Annotated in this window: 18 protein-coding genes; 7 read left to right on the top strand and 11 right to left on the bottom strand. The window is 75.0% G+C overall.

Annotated elements, in window-relative coordinates:
* Positions 1-29: 29 nt before the first annotated feature.
* Together ACFRQN_RS23175 and ACFRQN_RS23170 are read right to left on the bottom strand one after the other, a co-directional pair.
* Positions 30-806 carry a MerR family transcriptional regulator gene (locus tag ACFRQN_RS23175; protein ID WP_074001095.1) on the bottom strand — a complete coding sequence of 259 codons (777 nt, stop codon included), beginning with the start codon at positions 804-806 and terminating at the stop codon, positions 30-32.
* Between the two features lie 4 nt (positions 807-810).
* Entirely contained in the window at positions 811-1947 is a 1137-nt protein-coding gene (locus ACFRQN_RS23170; protein WP_380741804.1) for a serine hydrolase domain-containing protein, read from the bottom strand.
* A 444-nt stretch (positions 1948-2391) separates the two neighbouring features.
* Here ACFRQN_RS23170 and ACFRQN_RS23165 point away from each other — a divergent pair, with 444 nt between their 5' ends.
* Entirely contained in the window at positions 2392-2982 is a 591-nt protein-coding gene (locus ACFRQN_RS23165; protein WP_234348478.1) for a hypothetical protein, read from the top strand.
* 77 nt (positions 2983-3059) lie between these two features.
* Here ACFRQN_RS23165 and ACFRQN_RS23160 read toward each other — a convergent pair whose 3' ends face one another.
* The 3 genes from ACFRQN_RS23160 to ACFRQN_RS23150 all read right to left on the bottom strand — a co-directional run bounded on the left by ACFRQN_RS23160 (position 3060) and on the right by ACFRQN_RS23150 (position 5859).
* Positions 3060-3692, bottom strand: coding sequence for a flavin reductase family protein (locus ACFRQN_RS23160; RefSeq protein ID WP_380741802.1), 633 nt, complete (start codon positions 3690-3692; stop codon positions 3060-3062).
* Between the two features lie 170 nt (positions 3693-3862).
* Complete coding sequence (locus tag ACFRQN_RS23155; RefSeq protein ID WP_049654174.1) at positions 3863-4441, bottom strand: carbonic anhydrase; 579 nt, start codon at positions 4439-4441, stop codon at positions 3863-3865.
* Between the two features lie 245 nt (positions 4442-4686).
* On the bottom strand, positions 4687-5859 hold the full coding sequence (locus ACFRQN_RS23150; RefSeq protein WP_380741800.1) for a PP2C family protein-serine/threonine phosphatase: 1173 nt from the start codon (positions 5857-5859) through the stop codon (positions 4687-4689).
* Positions 5860-6058: 199 nt separating this feature from the next.
* Between ACFRQN_RS23150 and ACFRQN_RS23145 the strand changes: the two genes are divergently transcribed.
* Both ACFRQN_RS23145 and ACFRQN_RS23140 read left to right on the top strand, forming a co-directional pair.
* Positions 6059-6538: a helix-turn-helix transcriptional regulator gene (locus ACFRQN_RS23145; protein WP_380741798.1), complete on the top strand. Its 480-nt coding sequence runs from the start codon at positions 6059-6061 to the stop codon at positions 6536-6538.
* Between the two features lie 5 nt (positions 6539-6543).
* On the top strand, positions 6544-6960 hold the full coding sequence (locus tag ACFRQN_RS23140) for a VOC family protein (protein WP_049654179.1): 417 nt from the start codon (positions 6544-6546) through the stop codon (positions 6958-6960).
* A 26-nt stretch (positions 6961-6986) separates the two neighbouring features.
* On the opposite strand, the gene ACFRQN_RS23135 is transcribed toward ACFRQN_RS23140, so the two are convergent.
* Positions 6987-8327: an FAD-dependent monooxygenase gene (locus tag ACFRQN_RS23135; protein ID WP_380741796.1), complete on the bottom strand. Its 1341-nt coding sequence runs from the start codon at positions 8325-8327 to the stop codon at positions 6987-6989.
* A gap of 168 nt (positions 8328-8495) precedes the next feature.
* Here ACFRQN_RS23135 and ACFRQN_RS23130 point away from each other — a divergent pair, with 168 nt between their 5' ends.
* Together ACFRQN_RS23130 and ACFRQN_RS23125 are read left to right on the top strand one after the other, a co-directional pair.
* Positions 8496-8888, top strand: a complete 393-nt coding sequence (locus ACFRQN_RS23130) for a RidA family protein (protein ID WP_380741794.1) — start codon at positions 8496-8498, stop codon at positions 8886-8888.
* A 176-nt stretch (positions 8889-9064) separates the two neighbouring features.
* Positions 9065-11272 carry an MMPL family transporter gene (locus tag ACFRQN_RS23125; RefSeq protein WP_380741792.1) on the top strand — a complete coding sequence of 736 codons (2208 nt, stop codon included), beginning with the start codon at positions 9065-9067 and terminating at the stop codon, positions 11270-11272.
* Between the two features lie 109 nt (positions 11273-11381).
* On the opposite strand, the gene ACFRQN_RS23120 is transcribed toward ACFRQN_RS23125, so the two are convergent.
* Positions 11382-12185, bottom strand: coding sequence for a hypothetical protein (locus ACFRQN_RS23120; RefSeq protein WP_380741790.1), 804 nt, complete (start codon positions 12183-12185; stop codon positions 11382-11384).
* Between the two features lie 209 nt (positions 12186-12394).
* Here ACFRQN_RS23120 and ACFRQN_RS23115 point away from each other — a divergent pair, with 209 nt between their 5' ends.
* Entirely contained in the window at positions 12395-13078 is a 684-nt protein-coding gene (locus tag ACFRQN_RS23115) for a hypothetical protein (RefSeq protein WP_380741788.1), read from the top strand.
* 26 nt (positions 13079-13104) lie between these two features.
* Here ACFRQN_RS23115 and ACFRQN_RS23110 read toward each other — a convergent pair whose 3' ends face one another.
* The 4 genes from ACFRQN_RS23110 to ACFRQN_RS23095 all read right to left on the bottom strand — a co-directional run bounded on the left by ACFRQN_RS23110 (position 13105) and on the right by ACFRQN_RS23095 (position 18566).
* Entirely contained in the window at positions 13105-14757 is a 1653-nt protein-coding gene (locus tag ACFRQN_RS23110; RefSeq protein ID WP_380741786.1) for a trypsin-like serine protease, read from the bottom strand.
* A 91-nt stretch (positions 14758-14848) separates the two neighbouring features.
* Positions 14849-16030, bottom strand: coding sequence for an RICIN domain-containing protein (locus ACFRQN_RS23105; protein ID WP_380741783.1), 1182 nt, complete (start codon positions 16028-16030; stop codon positions 14849-14851).
* Positions 16031-16119: 89 nt separating this feature from the next.
* Complete coding sequence (locus tag ACFRQN_RS23100; RefSeq protein WP_380741781.1) at positions 16120-17940, bottom strand: trypsin-like serine protease; 1821 nt, start codon at positions 17938-17940, stop codon at positions 16120-16122.
* Between the two features lie 68 nt (positions 17941-18008).
* Entirely contained in the window at positions 18009-18566 is a 558-nt protein-coding gene (locus tag ACFRQN_RS23095) for a hypothetical protein (protein ID WP_234348716.1), read from the bottom strand.
* A 480-nt stretch (positions 18567-19046) separates the two neighbouring features.
* Between ACFRQN_RS23095 and ACFRQN_RS23090 the strand changes: the two genes are divergently transcribed.
* A partial coding sequence (locus ACFRQN_RS23090) for an ALF repeat-containing protein (protein WP_380741779.1) occupies positions 19047-19283 on the top strand: 237 nt, incomplete at its 3' end.

Here is a 19283-nt window from a genome sequence, read left to right as displayed (position 1 = left end):
GCCCGGCTTCCCGCGGGCGGCAGGGGGCGCTACCGGTGCGGGGACGGGACGCCGGCGGCGCGCAGCCGGGCCTCGGTGAGCGCGGTCAGCCGGGCCGAGACCGGGGCCTGGTCGTCGCGGTGGCGGTCGATCAGCCGGTACTGGGTGGCGGCCCTGGCCCAGGCGCGCAGGCCGGCCGGGTCGCCCAGCAGGGCGGGGTTGGCGAGGTAGTGGTCGGCCATGGCGGCGGCGAGCTCCTCGACCCTCGGATCGTCCGGCTCCCAGGCCTCGGCCTCCTGGCCGCGTCTGGTCAGCTCGACGAACCCCGGGTCGTCCAGGCGCAGTTCGAGCTGGGCGAGGAGGCCGTCGAAGCCCTCCGGCACCAGCGCCCGCGCCAGCACCAGGGCCTCGCGCTGCGCCGCCACGTAGTCGGGGCCGAAGCCGAGCCCGGGCATCCGCTCCAGGACCGCGCAGGCGCGGTCGGGCAGCAGGGCCCGGTCGCCGTCGGCGAGCCGGTGCAGGGTGTCGCGGCGGGCGGTCAGTTCCGTGATCCGCTCGGTCAGGCGCCGCTCCACGTCGGCGAGGGCGGTGGCGAACCGCTCGCCGTCGGCGTCGAGCAGCGGCCCGACCTCCGCCAGCGGCACCCCGGCGGCGGCCAGCGTCCGGACCTGCACCAGCCGCAGCAATTCGCCCGACCCGTACCGCCGGTAGCCGGAGGCGTCGCGCAGCGGCTCCTCGACCAGCCCCTGCCGGTGGTAGTGCCGCACCGTCTTCACCGTGACGCCGACGTACGCGGCCGCCTGCCCGATCGTGACTCCGTTTGCCATCCGTTCAGCCTGCCGTACGACCGGATGCCGTGGGGCCGGGCCCGATGCCGAACACCTCGTCGACGAGCCGTCGCTGGGCGCTCTGGAACGCCGCGGCGACGGACACGTCGGCGTCGTCCACGTAGGTCAGCCCGGCGGTCAGGGTGGTGCCGCCGTCCGGCGAGCCGTACATCAGCGCGGCCGAGCCGATGGTGGCGCCGTTGTGGTGGAAGACGGTGCCCGTGTCCGTGGCCTGGGCGAAGATCCCCAGCCCGTAGCCGACCGTCGCCTCCGGCGCGCGCATCTCGGCCAGCAGGCCGGGCGGCAGCAGCCGGCCGCCCATCAGCGCGGAGAAGTACACGTGCAGGTCCCGGGTGGTCGAGATCATGTCGCCGCCGCCCGAGACCCAGGACGGGTTGTGCCGGGTGACGTCGACCGTCCGCTCCCGCCCGGCGTCCTCGTAGCGGTAGTAGCTGCGGCCGTGCGGCTCGGGCACCTCCGGCGAGGCGCCCGGGGCCACCGTCCCGGTCAGCCCCAGCGGCTCCAGGACCAGCCGCCGCAGCTCCTCGGCGAACGGCCGGCCGGTGACCCGTTCGACCACCAGCCGGGCCAGCACGTAGTTGGTGTTGGCGTAGCTCCAGCGCGCCCCCGGCGCGAACCGCGCCGGCCGGGACAGCGACAGCCGCACCAACTCCTCGGGCCGGTAGGTGCGGAAGCGGTCCTCCACCCACTCCCGGCCCCGCCACGGGACCCCCGGCACGAACGTCCCGTCCTCCTCCAGCTCGCCGGTGTGGTTGAAGATCCCGCTGGTGTGCTGGAGCAGCATCCGCACCGTGATCCGCCGGTCCAGCCCGAACCCGGGCAGGTGGTCGCCGGCCGGGTCGTCCAGGGCCAGCCGGCCCTCGGCCACCAGCATCAGCACCGAGGTCGCGATGAAGCTCTTGGTGACGCTGCCGACGCGGAAGTGCCCGTCGGCCGGCGGCCTCTCCTCGCGGCCCAGCTCGCGGGACCCGGCGGTGCCGACCCACTCGCCGTGCGCGTCGTTCACCCGCACCTGCACGCCGAGGAAACCGGATCCGGCGATCTCCTCGACCGCCCGTCGCAGCTCCGGGCGGTCCGGGCCGTGGGTGGAGTGGTGGGTGGAGTGGTGGGTGGTGGACATGCTGCCCCCTCGTATCGCGGGGCCCGCGTCGTCGTCGGGCCCGATGGGAGGAGCCTCCACCCTGACCCAAGGTCAACCTCAACCGTGTTCCGGCTCACAGGCGCGGCCTGCCCATGCGAGGCGGGAGGCGCGGGAGGCGGGGCGCGGCGCCGGGTGGGGTGGGCGGGGGAGCCCGGAGGCCGGGGCCGCCGTCGGCACGATCGGGAAGGCGGCGGCCCCGGCCCCGGTACGGGTTTCCGTACGGGCGGGGCATCGACCGCGGGGTTGCCCGTACGGCTGCGGTCGGCACCCATTCCACGACTTCAACAGGACTTGAAGTCAAGCCCCGCCCGAGGCGAGGCCCCGCCCGAGGGTGCCGCCCCGGGGCCGGGTAGCCTCGCTCCCGGCGGGGGCCCGCGGGGGACGGACACGTACACAACGGACAAGACGGACAGGGGCGGGCGGATGACGGAGCAGCACACGTACTGGCGGGCGTCGGACGGTTCGGCGGTCAGCGCCAGCCAGGCGCACATCGTGTGGACCAGGGCGGCCTACCCGGCCCTGGTGGAGGTGGCGCGCCGCTACCACGCGGTGATCAGCTACCCGGACCTGGCCGAGGCGGTGCAGGAGGCCTCGGGGGTGCGCACCCGGATCAACCAGCGGCACTGGATAGGCAAGGTGCTGGCCCTGGTGATCCGCGAGGCGCACCGGCGCGGCGACCCACCGCTGACGGCCCTGGTGGTGCACGCCACCGACGGCAAGGTCGGGCCCGGCTACCAGGAGGTGCTGGCGGTGGCCGGACAGCCGCCGGTGGCCGCCGAGATGGACCGCGAGCAGCACGCGGCCGCCGCCCGCCTGGCCTGCTACCGGCACTTCGCCGCCGACCTGCCCGCCGACGGCGGCACGCCCGCCCTGGCCCCGCGCCTGCGGGCCTCGGTGGAGCGCAAGGCCGCCGTCGCCGCGCCGCCGCGCCCGCCGGCGATCTGTCCGAGCTGCTTCCTGGAGCTGCCCGCGACGCGGGTGTGCGACTCCTGCGGGGCGACCGTCGCGCCCTGAGCACCACCGGTGAGCGGACGTCCCGGGCGGAGGCCCTGGGCGGACGTCCCGAGCGGACGTCCCGGGCGGACGCCACGTCACACGGCGGCGGGCAGCCGCCCGGGCATCTGCCAGCCCTCGGCGAGGCGGGAGGGGGCCAGGCGCCGCCCGTCGCCGAAGAACTCGCAGAACTTCATGATCAGCGGGTCCCAGCCGACCGGGTCGACGTAGTGGTCGCTGCCGGGCACCAGCAGGCTCTCCTCGACGTGGGCGCGCACCACCGTCACCTCGAAGGCGGTGCGCCCGCCGCCCGCCAGCGCCGTCGCCGACTCCACCCGGCACTCCAGCTGCACCGGGCACTCGGCGGCGCGCGGCGCCCGCACCAGCTCGCCGGGCACCTCGGTCAGCCCGGCGGCCTCGAACTTGCGCCGCTCGTGGCGGTAGCCCTGCCGCAGCCGGTACTCGGCGATCCGCGGCCTGGCGGTCAGCAGCGCGAGGGCGTCCACGGCGTCCACCTGCGCGGAGGACGCCAGGTTGAGCACGCACTCGCCCTCGCGCCGCAGGTTCTCGGCGGTCTGCGAGCTGTCGCCCAGGCCGAGCACGCACGACTGCCCCAGCCACCAGGCCGAGGACATCGGCATGAGGTTGGCGCTGCCGTCCTCGTTGCGCGAGCCGATCAGCACCACGGGGGTGCCGAAGTACAGGACCTTGAGATCGATGGCCTTGTGCACGGGAGACTGCCGTCCTCGGGAAATGGGGAACCGTTGCCGGTCACCGACTCTGCCGCCGCCCGCACGGGGGCGCTGGCGGTGATCGGACATCGAGTTCCGGAGGATGGAACTCCGGTTTCCCGAGGACGGCGTCCCCATCCCGGCGACGGGCGGGACGCGGCGGCCCGCCGTCAGCCCACCGGCCCCCGGGCGGAGACCAGCCGGGCCCGGCCGTCGCGCAGCCGGTAGGACAGGCCCACCACGGCCACCTTCCCCTCGGCGATCCGCGCCGCCAGCGCCTGCGAGCGCTCCACCAGCAGGTCCACGGTCTGGCGGATGTGCTCGTCCACGATCCCGTCCCGGTCCTCGATGCCCGCCGCCCTGGCGGACAGCACGCTCGGGGTCACCCGCTCCACCACGTCCCGGACGAAACCGCCCGGCAGCTGCCCCTGCTCCAGGGAGTCCAGCGCCGCCGCCACCGCACCGCAGGAGTCGTGCCCCAGCACCACCACCAGCGGGCAGTCCAGCACGCTCACCCCGTACTCGATGCTGCCCAGCGCCTCCGCGCCGGTGACGTGCCCGGCGGTGCGCACCACGAAGAGGTCGCCCAGGCCCTGGTCGAAGATGATCTCGGCGGCCAGCCGGGAGTCCGAGCAGCCGAACAGCACCGCGAAGGGCCGCTGCGCCGGGGCGAGCGCCGCGCGGCGCCCGGCGTCCTGGTTGGGGTGCTCGGGGTTGCCCGCCACGAACCGGGCGTTGCCCTGCATCATCACCCGCAGCGCCTGGGCGGGGTCGGTCAGGAAGTCGTCCGTCGGACCGTCGAGCCGGGTGGGCTCGGGGCTGGGTATCGGTGTGGGGATCATGCCTGCACCCTAGATCGCCGCAGGTGGAGCCCGCAGCCGGGGGTCAAGGGCCGGACGGCCCCATGGACGGTCCCGAACGGCCCCGTACGGCCCCGTATGGCCGTGTACAGCCCCGTACGGCCCTGTTCGGTCCGTCCCGGGCGGCTACCGGGCTACCGGGCCGGCGGTTCCGGCGGAGCCGGCGGTTCCGGGGCGGGGCGCAGGGCGAGCACGGTGACGTCGTCGCGGCTGCTCCCGCCGCTCCAGCGCCGGGCCCGCCGGTCCAGAGCCTCGGGCAGGGCGTCGGCGGGGACGGCGGCGAGGTCGGCCAGGCCCCGTTCGACCGGGTAGAACGCGCCGGAGGCGTCCTGGGCCTCGGTGATGCCGTCGGTGAGCAGCACCAGCACCCCGTCCCCGGGCAGCGTGAAACGCCGCTCGGGGCGCGGTTCGCCGGTGGCGGCCAGGGCGGCGAGGCCGAGCGGGAGCCCGGCGTCCAGGGGGACGGGCTCCACCCGGCCGTCGGGGCGCAGCAGGTAGGGGGAGAGGTGGCCGCAGTTGACGGCCCGCACCTCGGTGGCGCGGCCCCCGTCGTCGGTGCCCCCGTCGTTGCTGTCCGGGGCGCGGACGCAGAGCACGGTGGCCGTGACGAACCGTTCCTGCTCGCCGCTCTGCTCCGCGTAGGCGTTGTGCCGCTCCACCGCCGCCTCCAGGGCGTCGGCGACGGCGGTCAGCCGCGGCTCGCGGAAGGCCGCCTCCCGGAAGGCGCTCAGCACCGCGAAGCCCGTCCCGATCGCGAGCAGGCCCTTGCCCTGGACGTCGCCGACCAGCACCCGGGTGCCGTGCGGGGTCTCGGCGACGTCGTACAGGTCGCCGCCGACCATGGCGTCCTGCTCCAGCGGCCGGTACAGCCCGTCCAGGCGCACGTCCGGGGTGGTGACGGGCAGCGGGCGCAGCAGCTGGCGCTGGAGGGCGACGGCGACCTGCCGCATCCGCGACAGCTGCCGCTCGCGCCGCACCCGCCGCGCGCACAGGCCGATCACGGCGGCCTCGGCGGCGACCACGCCCAGCAGGGTGCCCAGGCGGGCCGGCAGGTCCCCGGGCGGGAACAGCACCGAGTGGGCCACCACCACGGCGGTCACCCACACCGAGGCCGCCACCGTCTGGGCGACGGTGCCCAGGCCCGCCAGCAGCGCGGGCAGGAACACCAGCAGCAGCACCAGGCGGGCACTGGTGCCGCTGACCGCCTGGACGAGCAGCACGGCGACGGTCGCGGCCAGCACGCCGAGCACCACCGCCCGGTTGCCGGGCGCGCGCGGGGCGGTGGGCTGCTCGTCCTCGCCGTCCACCCCTGTCGCCCTCTCCGCCGTCCGGCCCCCGCTCCAGGGTGGTCGGCGCGGCGGGGCGGGCGCGAGCGGGCTGCGCCGGGCGGGGGACGGGGTGGACGGATGGGCCGGGCGTCGTCTGTCGGTGGCAGTCGGTACGGTGGCCGGTGTGTCGTCCCCGTCCTCGTCCCCGTCTTCTACCTCGTCCCCGTCCGCGGGCCGCGTGCCGCTCGACGACCTCGTGCGGCTGCGCCGGGCCCGGGACCGGATGGACCGCGAGTACGCGCAGCCGCTGGACGTGCCGGCGCTGGCCCGCACCGCGCTGATGTCCTCCGGCCACTTCTCGCGCAGCTTCCGCGCCGCCTACGGCGAGACCCCGTACACCTACCTGATGACCCGCCGGATCGAGCGGGCCAAGGCGCTGCTGCGGCGCGGGGACCTGAGCGTGACCGAGGTCTGTATGGCGGTGGGCTGCACCTCGCTGGGCTCCTTCAGTACCCGCTTCACCGAGCTGGTCGGGCAGAGCCCCAGCGCCTACCGGGCCCGCGACCACGAGCAGGGCGCGGCGATCCCGGCCTGCGTCGCCAAGATCGGCACCCGCCCGGTGCGGCGCGCGGAGGCCAAGGAGGCCAAGGAGGCCAAGGGGGCGAAGGGGGCGAAGGGGAACGGGAGCGACGGCGGCCCCGGTGCTCCCGTAGCGTGACGGGCATGAGCATCGAACTCGCGCAGTGCTTCATCGCCGTCGACGACCACGACCGGGCGCTCGCCTTCTACCGCGACGTCCTCGGCTTCGAAGTGCGCAACGACGTCGGCTTCGAGGGCATGCGCTGGGTCACCGTCGGCTCGCCCGACCAGCCCGGCGTGGAGATCGTCCTGGAGCCCCCGCTGGCCGACCCGCACGCCTCCGAGGCCGACCGCCGGGCCGCCGCCGAACTCCTCGCCAAGGGCCTGCTGCGCGGCGTCATCTTCCGCACCGACGACTGCGACGCCACCTTCGAGCGCATCCGGGCGGCGGGCGCCGAGGTCCTCCAGGAGCCGATGGACCAGCCCTACGGGGTGCGCGACTGCGCCTTCCGCGACCCGTCGGGCAACATGCTGCGCTTCAATCAGCCGCGTACGGCGTAGCCGGGCGGGGGCGTGCGGCCTGAGGCTCAGGCGGTCCGGGCGGGCAGCGTGCGATCGGGCAGCGGGTAGTCGGGCAGGGCGATGTCGCCGGCCTTGGCGAACTGGGCGGCCAGCACGGGGCGCAGCGGCCAGCGGCCCATCCAGCGCATGGAGGCGGCGCGCAGGCGGATCGCCAGGGCGCTGTCCGGGGCGTAGCCGCCCAGGCCGCCGGGCGGCAGCTCCTGGGCCCGGGTGGCGTAGGGGCGCATCAGCTCCTCGTAGCGGGCGAAGGCGGTACGGAAGTCGCCTGCGGCGGCGGCGAGTTCACCGGCCAGCAGGTAGGCGCCGACCAGGGCGAGGCTGGTGCCGAGGCCGGTCAGGGGGCTCGGGCTGTACCCGGCGTCGCCGAGCAGGGCGACGCGGCCGCGGCTGTAGTGGTCGAGGTGGACCTGGCCGAAGGAGTCGAAGGCGAAGTCCCCGGCGGTGCGCATCCCGGCGAGCAGCCGGTCCACCTCCCAGCCGGCTCCGGCGAAGCGCTCGGCGAGCAGGCGCCGCTGGGCGGCGGTGTCGCGGCGGTCGTAGGCCGCGGGTGCGCGGCGCAGGCCGAGGGAGGCCTTGACCTCGCCGGGCAGCCGGCCGGGGCGGGCGCCGGCGACCAGGCCGCCGGGGGCGTTGTACATCAGGAACCAGCCGTCGAGCTCGCGGGCGAGGGCGGGGTCGTGGACGGTGAACCAGGCGTGGCAGCCGCCGAGCGGCCGGTAGTGGGCGCCTTCGGTGCCGTCTGGGCCGTCTGGGCCGTCGGGGCCGTCGCCGTCGCCGGGGCGGAAGGCGAGGCGGCGGACGGCGGAGTGCAGCCCGTCCGCGCCGACGACCAGGGCGAAGCGGCGGGCGGGGGCGTTCTCGAAGGTGACGGTGACGCCCCCGGCGTCCTGGTCGAGCGCGGTGACGGTGTCGTCCCAGAGGTACTCGACGCCGTCGGTGGCCTCGCGCAGCAGGTCGGCGAGGTCGCCGCGGAGGATCTCGATCTCGGAGACGATGCCCTCGCCGTCGAACAGCCCGACGGGTATCCGGGCGGTGGCCCGCCCGCGCCGGTCGACCAGGGCGATGCCGTGCTGCTCGACGCGCAGCGCGCGGGCCCGCTCCATCAGCCCCATCCGCTCGATCACGGTGCGCCCGGCGCCGCGCAGGTCGACGGCCTGCCCGCCGGGGCGCGGGCCGGCGGCGCGCTCGACGACGGTGGGGGTGAAGCCGTGGCGGCGCAGCCAGTAGGCGAGGGCGGGGCCGGCGATCCCGGCGCCGGAGACGAGGACGTCGGTGCCGGGGCGGTCGGCGGCAGGGACGTCGGTGGCGGGGGCATCGGTGCCCGTCGGGTGGTCCAGGTGTTCCATGCCGCCGAATGTACGCCGTACGCGTCGGCGCCAACAAGCCTTGCCGTGGGGCTATTTGAGGATGGTGCACTAGTGCGGTGGGGTGCTCCGGGGCAGGTCCGGCGGCGCGCGGGGGCGTTCGTGCGGGCAGACGGCCCGACGGGTGCACTAGTGCGGCACCATGGTGCGATGGAGAGCACTCGACAGACAGTCAGTTCCGGCTCGCCCCTCGAACCGCGGATCGGCTTCTCCCGCGCCGTGCGCAAGGGCAACCACGTCGCGGTCGCGGGCACCGCCCCGATCAGCGAGCAGGGCACGACGGTCGGCCAGGGCGACGTTCACGCCCAGACCGTCCGCTGCCTGGACATCGCCGAGGCCGCCCTGCGGGAGGCGGGCGCCACCCTCACGGACGTCGTACGGACCCGCGTCATGCTCACCGACATGAGCCAGTGGCGGGAGGCCGCGCGCGCCCACGGCGAGCGCTTCGCGCAGATCCGCCCGGTCACCACCTTCGTGGAGGTGTCGCGCTTCATCGACGAGCGCTGGCTGGTGGAGGTCGAGGTGGACGCGGTGATCGGCTAGCCGGCGGGGGCGGCCGGCGGGCCGGGGCGGCCGGGGCCGGGGCCGAGGTCGTCGGGGCAGGGGCGGCCGGGGCGGAATGAAAGGCGGGACGGGTGCTGTTGTCGCTGGTCGAGATACCCCCACCCGTATTTTTTCGGGCCTCCGGACCTCCCCGGCGCCCGAGAACGGAGCACCACGTGAACCGCCCCGCCGAAGCCGTACGGCCCGCCGCCCCGCCCCCCGACGCCCCCGGCAGCGGCGGCGCCCCCGAGAACGGCCGACCCGGGCCGCTCGGCCGCCTCGGGGTGTGGTCCACCCGGCACTTCAAGGCCGTCCTGGTCGGCTGGCTGATCGTCGTCATCGGCCTCGGCGCCTTCGCCCCCAAGGTCACCAGCGCGCTGTCCGGCGCCGGCTGGCAGGCCGACGGCTCCCAGTCCGTCCAGGTCCGCGAACTCGCCGAGCGGCACTTCGCCGGCAACGCCTCCTCCGCGATCCAGATCGTCGTCGCCGCCGACCGCCCCGTCACCGACCCGGCCGTCCAGAAGGTGATCACCGAGGCGCACGACCTCGCCGCCGCCGACCCGCGGGTGTCCACCGTCGTCACGCCCCAGCCCGGCGCCACCATCAGCCCCGACGGCCGCACCGCCGTCCTGCTCGCCGGCGCCGCCGCCTCGCCCGACGACATGGTCCGCGCCGCCGACGATCTCAAGGGACCGCTCGGCGCCCTGTCCACGGACGGCGTCAGCGTCCACGCCACCGGCGCCTCCGTCCTGTGGAGCGACTTCAACAAGGCCAACCACGACGCCATGATGAAGTCCGAGGTCATGTCCTGGCCGGTCACCCTCGCCATCCTGGTGCTCGCCTTCGGCTCCCTCGTCGCCGCCGGACTGCCCCTGCTGCTCACCATGGCCGGCCTCGCCGCCTCGGCCGGCTCCCTCGTCCTGATCAGCCACCTCTTCCCGGTGTCCGTCTGGGCGATGAACTTCGCCATGATGTTCGCCCTGGCCCTCGGTATCGACTACGCGCTCTTCCTCGTCATGCGCTTCCGCGCCGCCCGCCGGGCCGACGGCCGTTCCGCCGGTCGCGCCGACGAGGGAGCCGTGCGCGCCGTCGCCGAGACCATGGACACCGCCGGCAAGGCCGTCCTGCTCTCCGGCGCCACCGTCCTGGTCAGCCTCTCCGCCGTGATGCTCGTCCCCTCCCCGGCGTTCCGCTCGATGGCCGGCGGCATCATGCTCGCCGTCCTGTTCGTCCTCGCCGCCACCCTCACCCTGCTGCCCGCCGTCCTCGGCCGGCTCGGCCACCGCGTCGACGCCCTCTCCCTGCCCTGGACCAAGTCCACCCCACCCGCCTCCCCGCGCTTCGCCGCCTGGGGCGAACGCCTCTGGAAGCACCCGCTGCGCTACGGCGCCCTCGCCCTCGCCGCACTGATCGCCCTCGCCGCCCCCGTCATCGGACTGCGCACCGCGATGCCGTCCATCACCGTCCTGCCCGAGGACGCCAGCGCCCGCGCCGGCTACACCGCCGTCCAGCAGGCCTTCGGCCCCGGCGCCCCCGGCACCCTGCAGATCCTCACCCCCACCGACCGCGCCGCCGAGGTCGCCGCCCGGGTCGCCACCACCCCCGGCATCGCCGCCGCCATGCCCGCCCAGGCCGCCGCCGACGGCTCCGGCTGGTCGATGATCCAGGCCGTGCCCACCGTCGACCCCTCCAGCCCCGACCTCTCCGGCACCGTCCACACCCTGCGCGCCGAACTGCCCGCCGACACCATGGTCGGCGGCGCCGCCGTCGAGAACCTCGACCTGCAGCACCTGCTCACCGAGAAGACCCCGCTGGTCATCGGCGTCGTCATGGCCCTCGGCTTCCTGCTGCTCCTCGCCGCCCTGCGCGCCCCGCTGATCGCCGCCCTCGGCACCGCCGCCAGCCTGCTGTCCACCGGAGCCGCCTTCGGCGTCGCCCGCCTGGTCTTCCAGGACGGCCACGGGGCCGGCCTGCTGGGCTTCACCCCGCAGGGCTTCCTGGACGGCTGGGCACCGGTGTTCTTCTTCGCGATGATCTTCGCCATCGCGATGGACTACACCGTCTTCCTCCTCGCCTCCGCCAAGGAGCACTACGAACGCACCGGCGACCCCAAGGCCGCCATGACCGGAGCCCTGGCCCACTCCGGCCGGGTCGTCTTCGCCGCCGCCGGCGTCATGGTCGCGGTGTTCTTCACCTTCGCCCTGTCCGGCCCGCTCCCGCCCAAGGAGATGGGCATCGTCCTCGGCACCGCCGTCCTCCTCGACGCCGCCCTGGTCCGCCTCGTCCTGCTCCCCGTCCTGCTGCGCCTGACCGGGCACGCCGCCTGGCACACCCCCCGCTGGCTGGACCGGGTACTGCCGCGGATCACCTTCTCGCACGGCTGACGGCCCGCCCGTCCCCGCGCGGCCCCTGCCTCCGGCGACCCGCCGGGGGCAGGGGCCGACCGTTGCGGCCACCGGGTACCCGCTTCGCACCGCCGGTCCGGCGCCAGGCTCAGGGTGCGGGCGTGGGGCCGGCGGTCGGGGCGGGGGCGGTCAGGGTGTGGAGCAGGTCCTCGCCGAGGGTGAGGCCGGTGGCGGAGTGGTCGGGCAGCCCGTAGTCGCCGTACCAGTCGGCCGGGGCTTCGGGGTGCGGGCCGCTGACCGCGACCCGGCCCCGGCCGTACGGGGCGACGGCGGCGGCGGTGCGGCCGTTGGGGTAGCGGGCGAGGACGTCCGTGCCCGGGCCGTCGACGTCGAAGTACGGGCCGTCCTGGAAGTACATCCGCTGCGGGCGGCCGCGCCACAGGACGTCGACCAGGCCGTCCTGTTCGTCGGTGACGGTGGCGTCCGGGGAGCGGATGTACTCGCCGGAGTCGCCGGGCAGGAGGTCGAAGCCGGGGTCGCCGGCCAGGTAGCCGCCCATGCACAGCCCCAGGTAGCGGCCGCCGCCGCGCACGTAGGCGCGCACCAGGTCCGGGGAGAAGCCCGGGTCGCGGGCCAGCAGGTCCCACGCGGTGCCCACCTCCTGCCCGTTGGTGCCGCCCGGCTGCACGTACACCGCCGCGTCGGCCAGCGCCGCCGGGCCGAACCGCACCCGCTCCTCGGGTCCGATGAACCGCACCGCGAACCCGGCCCGCTCCAGGAGCCCCCGCGCCGCCTCCGGGCACCCGTCGCAGGCGGCCGGCCCCCGGTACACCAGCGCCGTCGGCCGTTCCTCGGCCCGTTGCGGCAGGGACCTCTCCGCCGGCTCGCCGCCGCACCCCGCCGTCACCAGCACCGCCGCCGCCACCAGTCCCAGCACCCGCCCGACCCGCACTCCCGCCACCCCTCCCGAAGGCCCCGCGCGGCCGCCCCTCGCCGTCCGCCGTGACGACGCTACGGCCCGCCGGGCGCGCACCGGGCGCGCGCCCCCCGATCGGGCGAACCCGCGCGGCCGGGGTTGACGCGCGGGGGTGCGGAGACACCGATGGCCCCCGCGCCGCCCCGAGGGCACAATGACCTGGTCCGACGGGCGGGAGGGGACCCATGGGGAAGACGGACGGCCTGCGGGGCGGGCGCGGACGGGCGGCCGGCGCGCTGCTGCTGCGCGGCCTGCTCGCCCTGCTGGGACTGGCGGTTGTGGCGATCGGCTTCGTCCGGTTCGACGCCGCGTACGACGCCCGCGGCGCCTACCTCGACGCACCCGCCTGCGGGGCCCGGGCCGCCGGGCCGCAGGAGGACTGCCTGCGCTCGGAGAGCGGCCGGGTGACGAGGAAGTGGGCGGACCCGGGCAACGACTCGACCTCGTACGGGATCGCGGTGGCGCGGGAGAACGGGCCGAGCGACACCTACCCGGTCAGGGAGTCGTTCTACGACGCCGTGGACGTCGGCTCCGTGGTCGAGCTGAGGCTCTGGCACGGCCGGGTCGCCGACATCGCCTACCAGGGCCGCCGCACCGAGCCGCCGAGCACCCCGTGGCTCGCCATGACCGGGGTCGCGCTGCTGGTCGGCGCGGGCACGACGCTGCTGGTCCGCGGCCTGACCGGGACGTTCCAGAGCGAGGGCGACTGGCGGGTCCCGCTGGGAACCGCGATCTCGCTGTTCCTCGCCACCGGGTTCGGCGGCGCGCTGATGCTGTCCCAGCACTGGCCGTGGGGCCTGGCGATGGCCGTGGCGGCGGCGGCCGGGCGGGCCGCCGCCGCCCTCGCGGTGGTGCTGGCGCTGCTCTGAGCACACCCGCCGGACGGGTGCGGTGATCAGAGGGAGGCGCTGATCGAGGTGCCGGTGTGGTTGCCGGGCACGGCGGTGAGGTCGAGGTACTCCGGGGCGGTCCAGGTGCCGTCGCCGTGACGGGAGGTCAGCAGCACCCTGTTGTCGGCGGTGGCGACGGCGAACCGGGCGTCGGTGTCGACGGGCGCGGCGCTGACGCTGGTCCCGGCGGCGCCGGCGAGGGAGTCGAATGGCCGCCAACTTCCGTTCGCGTAGCGCACGGTGTGGTACTGCCCGCCGCTCGTGACGACGGCGACATCGAGGTCCCTGTCCTGCGGGGTGACGGCGACGCCGGTCACCGGCGCGGTGGCCCCGGCGGCCCCGGCGACCGACGTCCAGGAGGACCAGGCCCCGGAGGCGAAGCGACGGGTGTGGGAGACCTTCCCCCCGGACACGGCGGCGATGTGCAGCTCCCCGCCGCGGACGCCGGCGGTGGCGATCGACGTGATGCCGGTGAGCGGCCCGGTCTCGTCGGTGACCACCCCGAAGACGCTCCACCGGCCGTTCGCGGGGCGGCTGCTGTGCAGGAGCCGCCCGTTCGCCACGACGACGATGTGCAGGGCGCCGTCCACGTTGGCGATGGAGACCTGGGTGATGCCGCCGAGGTCGGCGACGGTGGTGTTGAGGTCGACGAACTTCTGGCCCCAGCCGCCGTCCAGGTTGTGGACGGCGTAGTGCAGGTGCCCGTCACCGCCGAGCGCGAGGACGTGGGTGTCGCCGTCGATGCCGACCGAGGAGACGGCGCGCACACCGCCGATGTTCCCGGCCGCCGCCTGGACGTCCTCGTACGGCGTCCACGAACCGTCGTAGAGACGGGTCGTGAGGTACAGGTCGGCGTCGCCGCGCACCAGGGCCCGGGTCTTCCAGCCCCAGGACCTGGCCCGCACCTGCTGGACCCAGCCGGAGACGTCGTCGACCCGGGCGCCGTACGCGCCGGTGCGGGTCTCGCCGGCGGGGGCGCCCAGGCAGCCGCCCTGCCAGGAGCGGGAGGCGACCGCGACCAGCTCGGCCCTGCCGCCCGTCTCGCGGACCACCGGGGCGCCGGTGTCGCCCTTGCAGACCGCCGCGCCGCCCGTGCCGGTGACGCCGATGCCCGTCGCGCTCACCGTGTCGAGCGAGAACGCGCCGGTGTGCAGCTTCAGCGGCGCCCACTCGTCCTTGGTGCGCCCGTACCCGGGCACCCGCAGCGGCTGCCCGGCGGCGGGGGCGGTGGAGGCGGCCGCGATCGGGGCGATGCCGTCGACGGGCGTCGCGAGGCGGGCCATGACCAGGTCACGGCCCTGGTACGGCACCAGCTCGGAGACCTCGGACGTCTTGCCGCCGGAGGTGGTCAGGTCGGTGCGGCCGACGGTGGCGGTGGTCTTCCACTTCGGCGCACCGGCGGCCGGGGCCTGCGGCTGCGCCGGGTCGTCGGCGAAGCAGGAGGCCGCGGTGAGCACCCAGTTGCGGTCCACCAGGGCGCCGGTGCAGGTGCGCAGGCCGTCGCCGATCGCCAGGCGGGCGGTGTAGGCGTAGGAGCCGTCGGCGGCGGCGTCGCCGACCACGGCGCCGGCCGGCGCGCAGGTGCCCAGCACGCCGGCGGCGGTGGCCGCGGCGAGTACGCCGGTGCGCCAGGAGCGGGACGGGGTCTTGCGGGGCATGGGGATTCCTCTTCGGGTCGGTTCCGGGCCCGGGGCGCTTCCGGGTTCCGGGCTCGGGTTCTGGGCGCAGGTTCCGGGTCGTTCCCGGGGGTCAGTACGAGAAGGCCCACTTCTGGGTGGGGAGGTCGTAGAAGGTCCACTGCTGGGCGCGGGCGCCGTCGGTCGTGAGCGAGTCGTCGATCTCCAGGGCCTTGCCGCTGTTGCGGTTCCTGAGGGCGTAGCCGCCGGCGGCCTTGACGAGGTCCCACTTCTGGGTGGGGAGGCCGTGGAAGGTCCACTGCTGGGCGGGGGCGCCCTCGGCCAGGAGGGAGTTCTCGATCTCCAGGGCCTTGCCGCTGTTGGCGTTGCGCACCTCCCAGGCGTCGTCGGCCCAGTGGAAGGTCCAGCGGGCGGTCGGCAGGCCGTGGCAGGTCCACTGCTGGGCGCGGGCGCCGTCGGTCAGGAGGGAGTCGTCGATCTCCAGGCACTTGCCGCTGTTGGTGTTGACGAGCGGGGTCGTCCAGTCGAGGGCGGCGGTCTGCTGGATCCAGCTCCCGAGGTCGTCGGTGCGGGTCTCGTACGCGCCGGTGTGCGTGGTCGGGGCGGCGCCGAGGCAACCGTTCTGCCAGGAGCGGCTGTTGAGGGCGGCGAGCTCGTAGCGGTCGCCGACCTTGCGCAGGGCGGGGCCGCCGGTGTCGCCCTTGCAGACGGCGGCGTCCGTGGGGGCCTTGGCGGCGATGGCGAGACCGGTCGGGCCGACGGCGCCGACGGTGAAGGCGGCGCTGTGGAGCTGGTCGGGCACCCACTCGGCCCTGGTGCGGCCGTAGCCCGTCACCAGCAGCTCCTCGCCCGGGGTGGGGGCGGTGGTGGCCACGGCGAGCGGGTCGACGTCGATGACCGGGTTGACCAGGCGCAGCATGACCAGGTCGCGGTCGGCGCGGGGGACCAGGTCGACGACGTCCCGGACCTGGCCCGCCGTGGTGGCGAGGTCGGTGCGGCCGACGGTGGCGGTCGTCCTGAGCGCGGGCGGGCCGGCCGGGACGGTCGTCGGCCGGGCGGGGTCATCGGCGAAGCAGGCGGCGGCGGTGACGACCCAGAACGGATCGACCAGGGCGCCGGTGCAGGAGCGCTTGCCGTCGCCGATGTCCAGTTTGGCGGTGAAGGCGTAGGAGCCGGCGGGCGCGGCGTCGCCGACCACGGCGCCGGCCGGGGTGCAGGTGCCCAGTACGCCGGCGGCGGTGGCCGCGGCCAGTACGCCGGTCCGCCAGGGGCGGGACGGGGTCTTGCGGGGCATGGGGATTCCTCTTCGGGTCAGCGGGCGACGGTCCGTCGGGCGGGGCCGCCGTACCGGGCGTTCGCCGGGGTCGGTACGAGTCGGTGCGGTCAGCCCGTCGTGGGGATCTGGCCGACGACGGACCAGCCGGACCAGGCCCCGTCGCCGGCCTTGGTGGCGTGGGCCATGACGCCGTCGGTGCCCTGGCCGAAGACCTCGGCGGTCCGGGTGTCCGGGTTGTAGACCGCGGCGGGGGAGCCGCCGAACTTCCAGCTGCCGGTCATGGTCCAGGCCGACCAGCCGGTGGCGCGGCTCCACGTCGCCCGGTACATGGAGGCGTCGGTGCCGGTGGCGAACAGGTCGAGGGTGTTGGCGGCCGGGTTGTGGAGGATGGCGGGGGTGCCGGCGAACTTCCAGTCGCTGGGGCCGATCACGTACCAGCCGGACCAGCCCTCGCCGTTGGTGTTGTAGAGGTGGGCCATGGTGCCGTCGGTGGTCAGGGCGAAGACCTCGGCGGTCCGGGTGTCCGGGTTGTAGACGGTGGTGGGGACGCCGCGGAACTTCCAGGTGCCGGTCATGATCCACGGTGTCCAGCCGCCGGCCCGGTTCCACGTCGCCCGGTAGATGGACCCGTCGGTGCCGGTGGCGAACACGTCGAGGGTGTTGGTGACCGGGTTGTGGACGACGGCCGGTACGCCGACGAAGGCGCCTCCGGGGTTGAGGGTGAACCAGCCGTGCCAGCCCGCCCCTTCGGTGTTGTAGAGGTGGGCCATGGTGCCGTCGGTGGTCAGGGCGAAGACCTCGGCGGTCCGGGTGTCCGGGTTGTAGACGGTGGTGGGGGAGCCGCGGAACTTCCAGTCGGCGGTCATGGTCCAGGCCGACCAGCCGGTGGCGCGGCTCCACGTCGCCCGGTAGATGGACCCGTCGGTGCCGGTGGCGAACACGTCGAGGGTGTTGGTGACCGGGTTGTGGACGACGGCCGGGGAACCGGTGAACCGCGCGCCGTCGCCGAGGACGTACCAGCCGGACCAGCCCTCGCCGTTGGTGTTGTAGGCGTGGATCATGGCGCCGTCGCTCCGCAGGGCGAAGGTCTCGGCGGTCCTGGTGTCCGGGTTGTAGACGGTGCTGCGGCCCCCGGAACGGGCGGCGACCACGGCGGACCAGGCGGAGACGGTCTGCTGGATCCAGCTCCCGAGGTCGTCGGTGCGGGTCTCGTACGCGCCGGTGCGGGTGGTCGGGGCGGCGCCGAGGCAACCGTTCTGCCAGGAGTGGCTGTTGAGGGCGGCGAGTTCGTAGTGGTCGCCGACCTTGCGCAGGGCGGGGCCGCCGGTGTCGCCCTTGCAGACGGCGGCGTCCGCGGGGGCCTTGGCGGCGATGGCGAGGCCGGTCGGGTCGACGGCGCCGACGGTGAAGGCGGCGCTGTGGAGCTTGTCGGGCACCCACTCGGCCTTGGTGCGGCCGTAGCCCGTCACCAGCAGGTCCTCACCGGCGGCGGGGGCGGTGGCGGCCACGGCGAGCGGGGTGATGTCGGTGACGGGGGTGGCGAGCCGGGCCAGGACGAGGTCGCGGTCGGTGCGGGGGACGAGCTCGGCGATCTCCCGGACCTGGCCGGTCGCGGTGGTGAGGTCGGTGCGGCCGATGGTGGCGGTGGCTTTGAGGGCGGGTGGGCCGGCGGGGACGGTCGTCGGTTGGGCGGAGTTGTCGGCGAAGCAGGCGGCGGCGGTGACGATCCAGTACGGGTCGACCAGGGCGCCGGTGCAGGCGCGCTGGCCGTTGCCGATGTCCAGCTTGACGGTGAAGGCGTACGAGCCGGCGGGTGCGGTGTCGCCGTTCAGGGCGGGGGCTGGCGTGCCGGACAACAGGGTGCCGGCGAGGGCGGCGGCGGTGACCGTCCCGGCCGTCCATGCGGTGCGTGGGCGTGAGCGAACCATGAGGTGGCTTTCCTTCGTCTGCCGGGCGGTGGCGGTGGCGGTAGCGCCGGGGAAGCGCGGACCGGGGGTCACGCCGTGGCGGTGATCTCCAGCAGGGTGAACACGCGCTCCTGCGGGTCGGCGGTCTCCCCGACCGGCGTCCACTTGTTCTTCTGCACGTCGAAGGACTTGGCCTCGGTGCCCGTCTGCATGTCGACGCGTACGGCGTAGTCGTTGCCCTTGGCGCCGTAGACGGAGGGGAGTTCGAGGCTCAGGCGGCCGGTCGCGCCGGTGACCTGGAAGCAGAACCGGCCGTGGCCGACCGGGTCCGTGGTCGACATGCCCCGGGCGTTCACTTCGAGCAGGCCGGGGCGGCTGTCGCAGGTGGCGAGCAGGATGTGGCCGTCGCCGCTCTTCAGCTTGATGCCGCGCTCCTTGAAGATCCTGTCGGCCTCCGGGTACGCGAAGTCCTCGACGGCCGGCGGCGGGGTGTCGTCCGCGGTGACGGCCCCGGCGGTGGTGGTACCGGCCCCGGCGGCGCTCACGGTTCCGGCGGGTACGGGGGCGGCGCCGACCGTGGTCAGACCCGTCAGGGCGACGGCACCGGCGACGGCACCGACGGTCAGGCAGCGAATCAAAGGCTTCATGCTGGTGGGGCCTCCTCGTTCGGAATTCCACGGGCAAGGGAATGGTGTGATCGAAGTAAACGATGCGCCGACCCGGGCCTGCGCAGGGCGCTTCGCCATCGGGTCGGAGGCCTATTGGTATCACGGTCGCCGAGTTCCGTAAAAGAGTCGGGTTCGAGCCAATATTGCGGACCGAGCGGCCTGCGGCGATCCCCTTCGGAAACCGGTAGCCCGGCCTTGGGGCCCCCTCAAAGTGCCTCTGACCAGCTGTTTCTTCCACTCGACGTCCCAGCGTGCTCGATCCGTGGCATGGCTCGTGAATTCGGTATCGGACCCGTGGGTTCACGACCTGTGCGACAGTTCGACAGGTTGTTGTAGACGGTTCCGAAAATGCCTGGAATTCCAGTCGAAAAGCACTCAAGGAATTGAGGAGAAATGGTCGATAAATTATCCGGGATCACATTCCCGCCTAAGCGTCTCCGACGCGCCCGGCTGACCGCGGTGACGGCGCTGTCGCTGGCCATGGCGGTCTTCGGCACGACGGTGGCGGCGGCGGTCCCCGCCGATCCCGGGCCGGCGCCGCTGCCCGCGGGCGCGCGCACCCAGGTGGTCGAGGCGTGGGCGGCCGGCGGGTCGGCGGTCAAGGACGCGGCGGCCGCCGCGCTGGTCGGCGGCGATGCCCAGATCAGCGACTTCCTGGCCGCCGGCCTGCAGCGGGCGACCACCGAGGACGAGCGC

Origin of the sequence: Kitasatospora sp. NPDC056800 (genome assembly GCF_042789775.1) — a bacterium.
GTDB lineage: Bacteria > Actinomycetota > Actinomycetes > Streptomycetales > Streptomycetaceae > Kitasatospora.
This window is presented reverse-complemented; position numbering and strand designations above follow the sequence as displayed.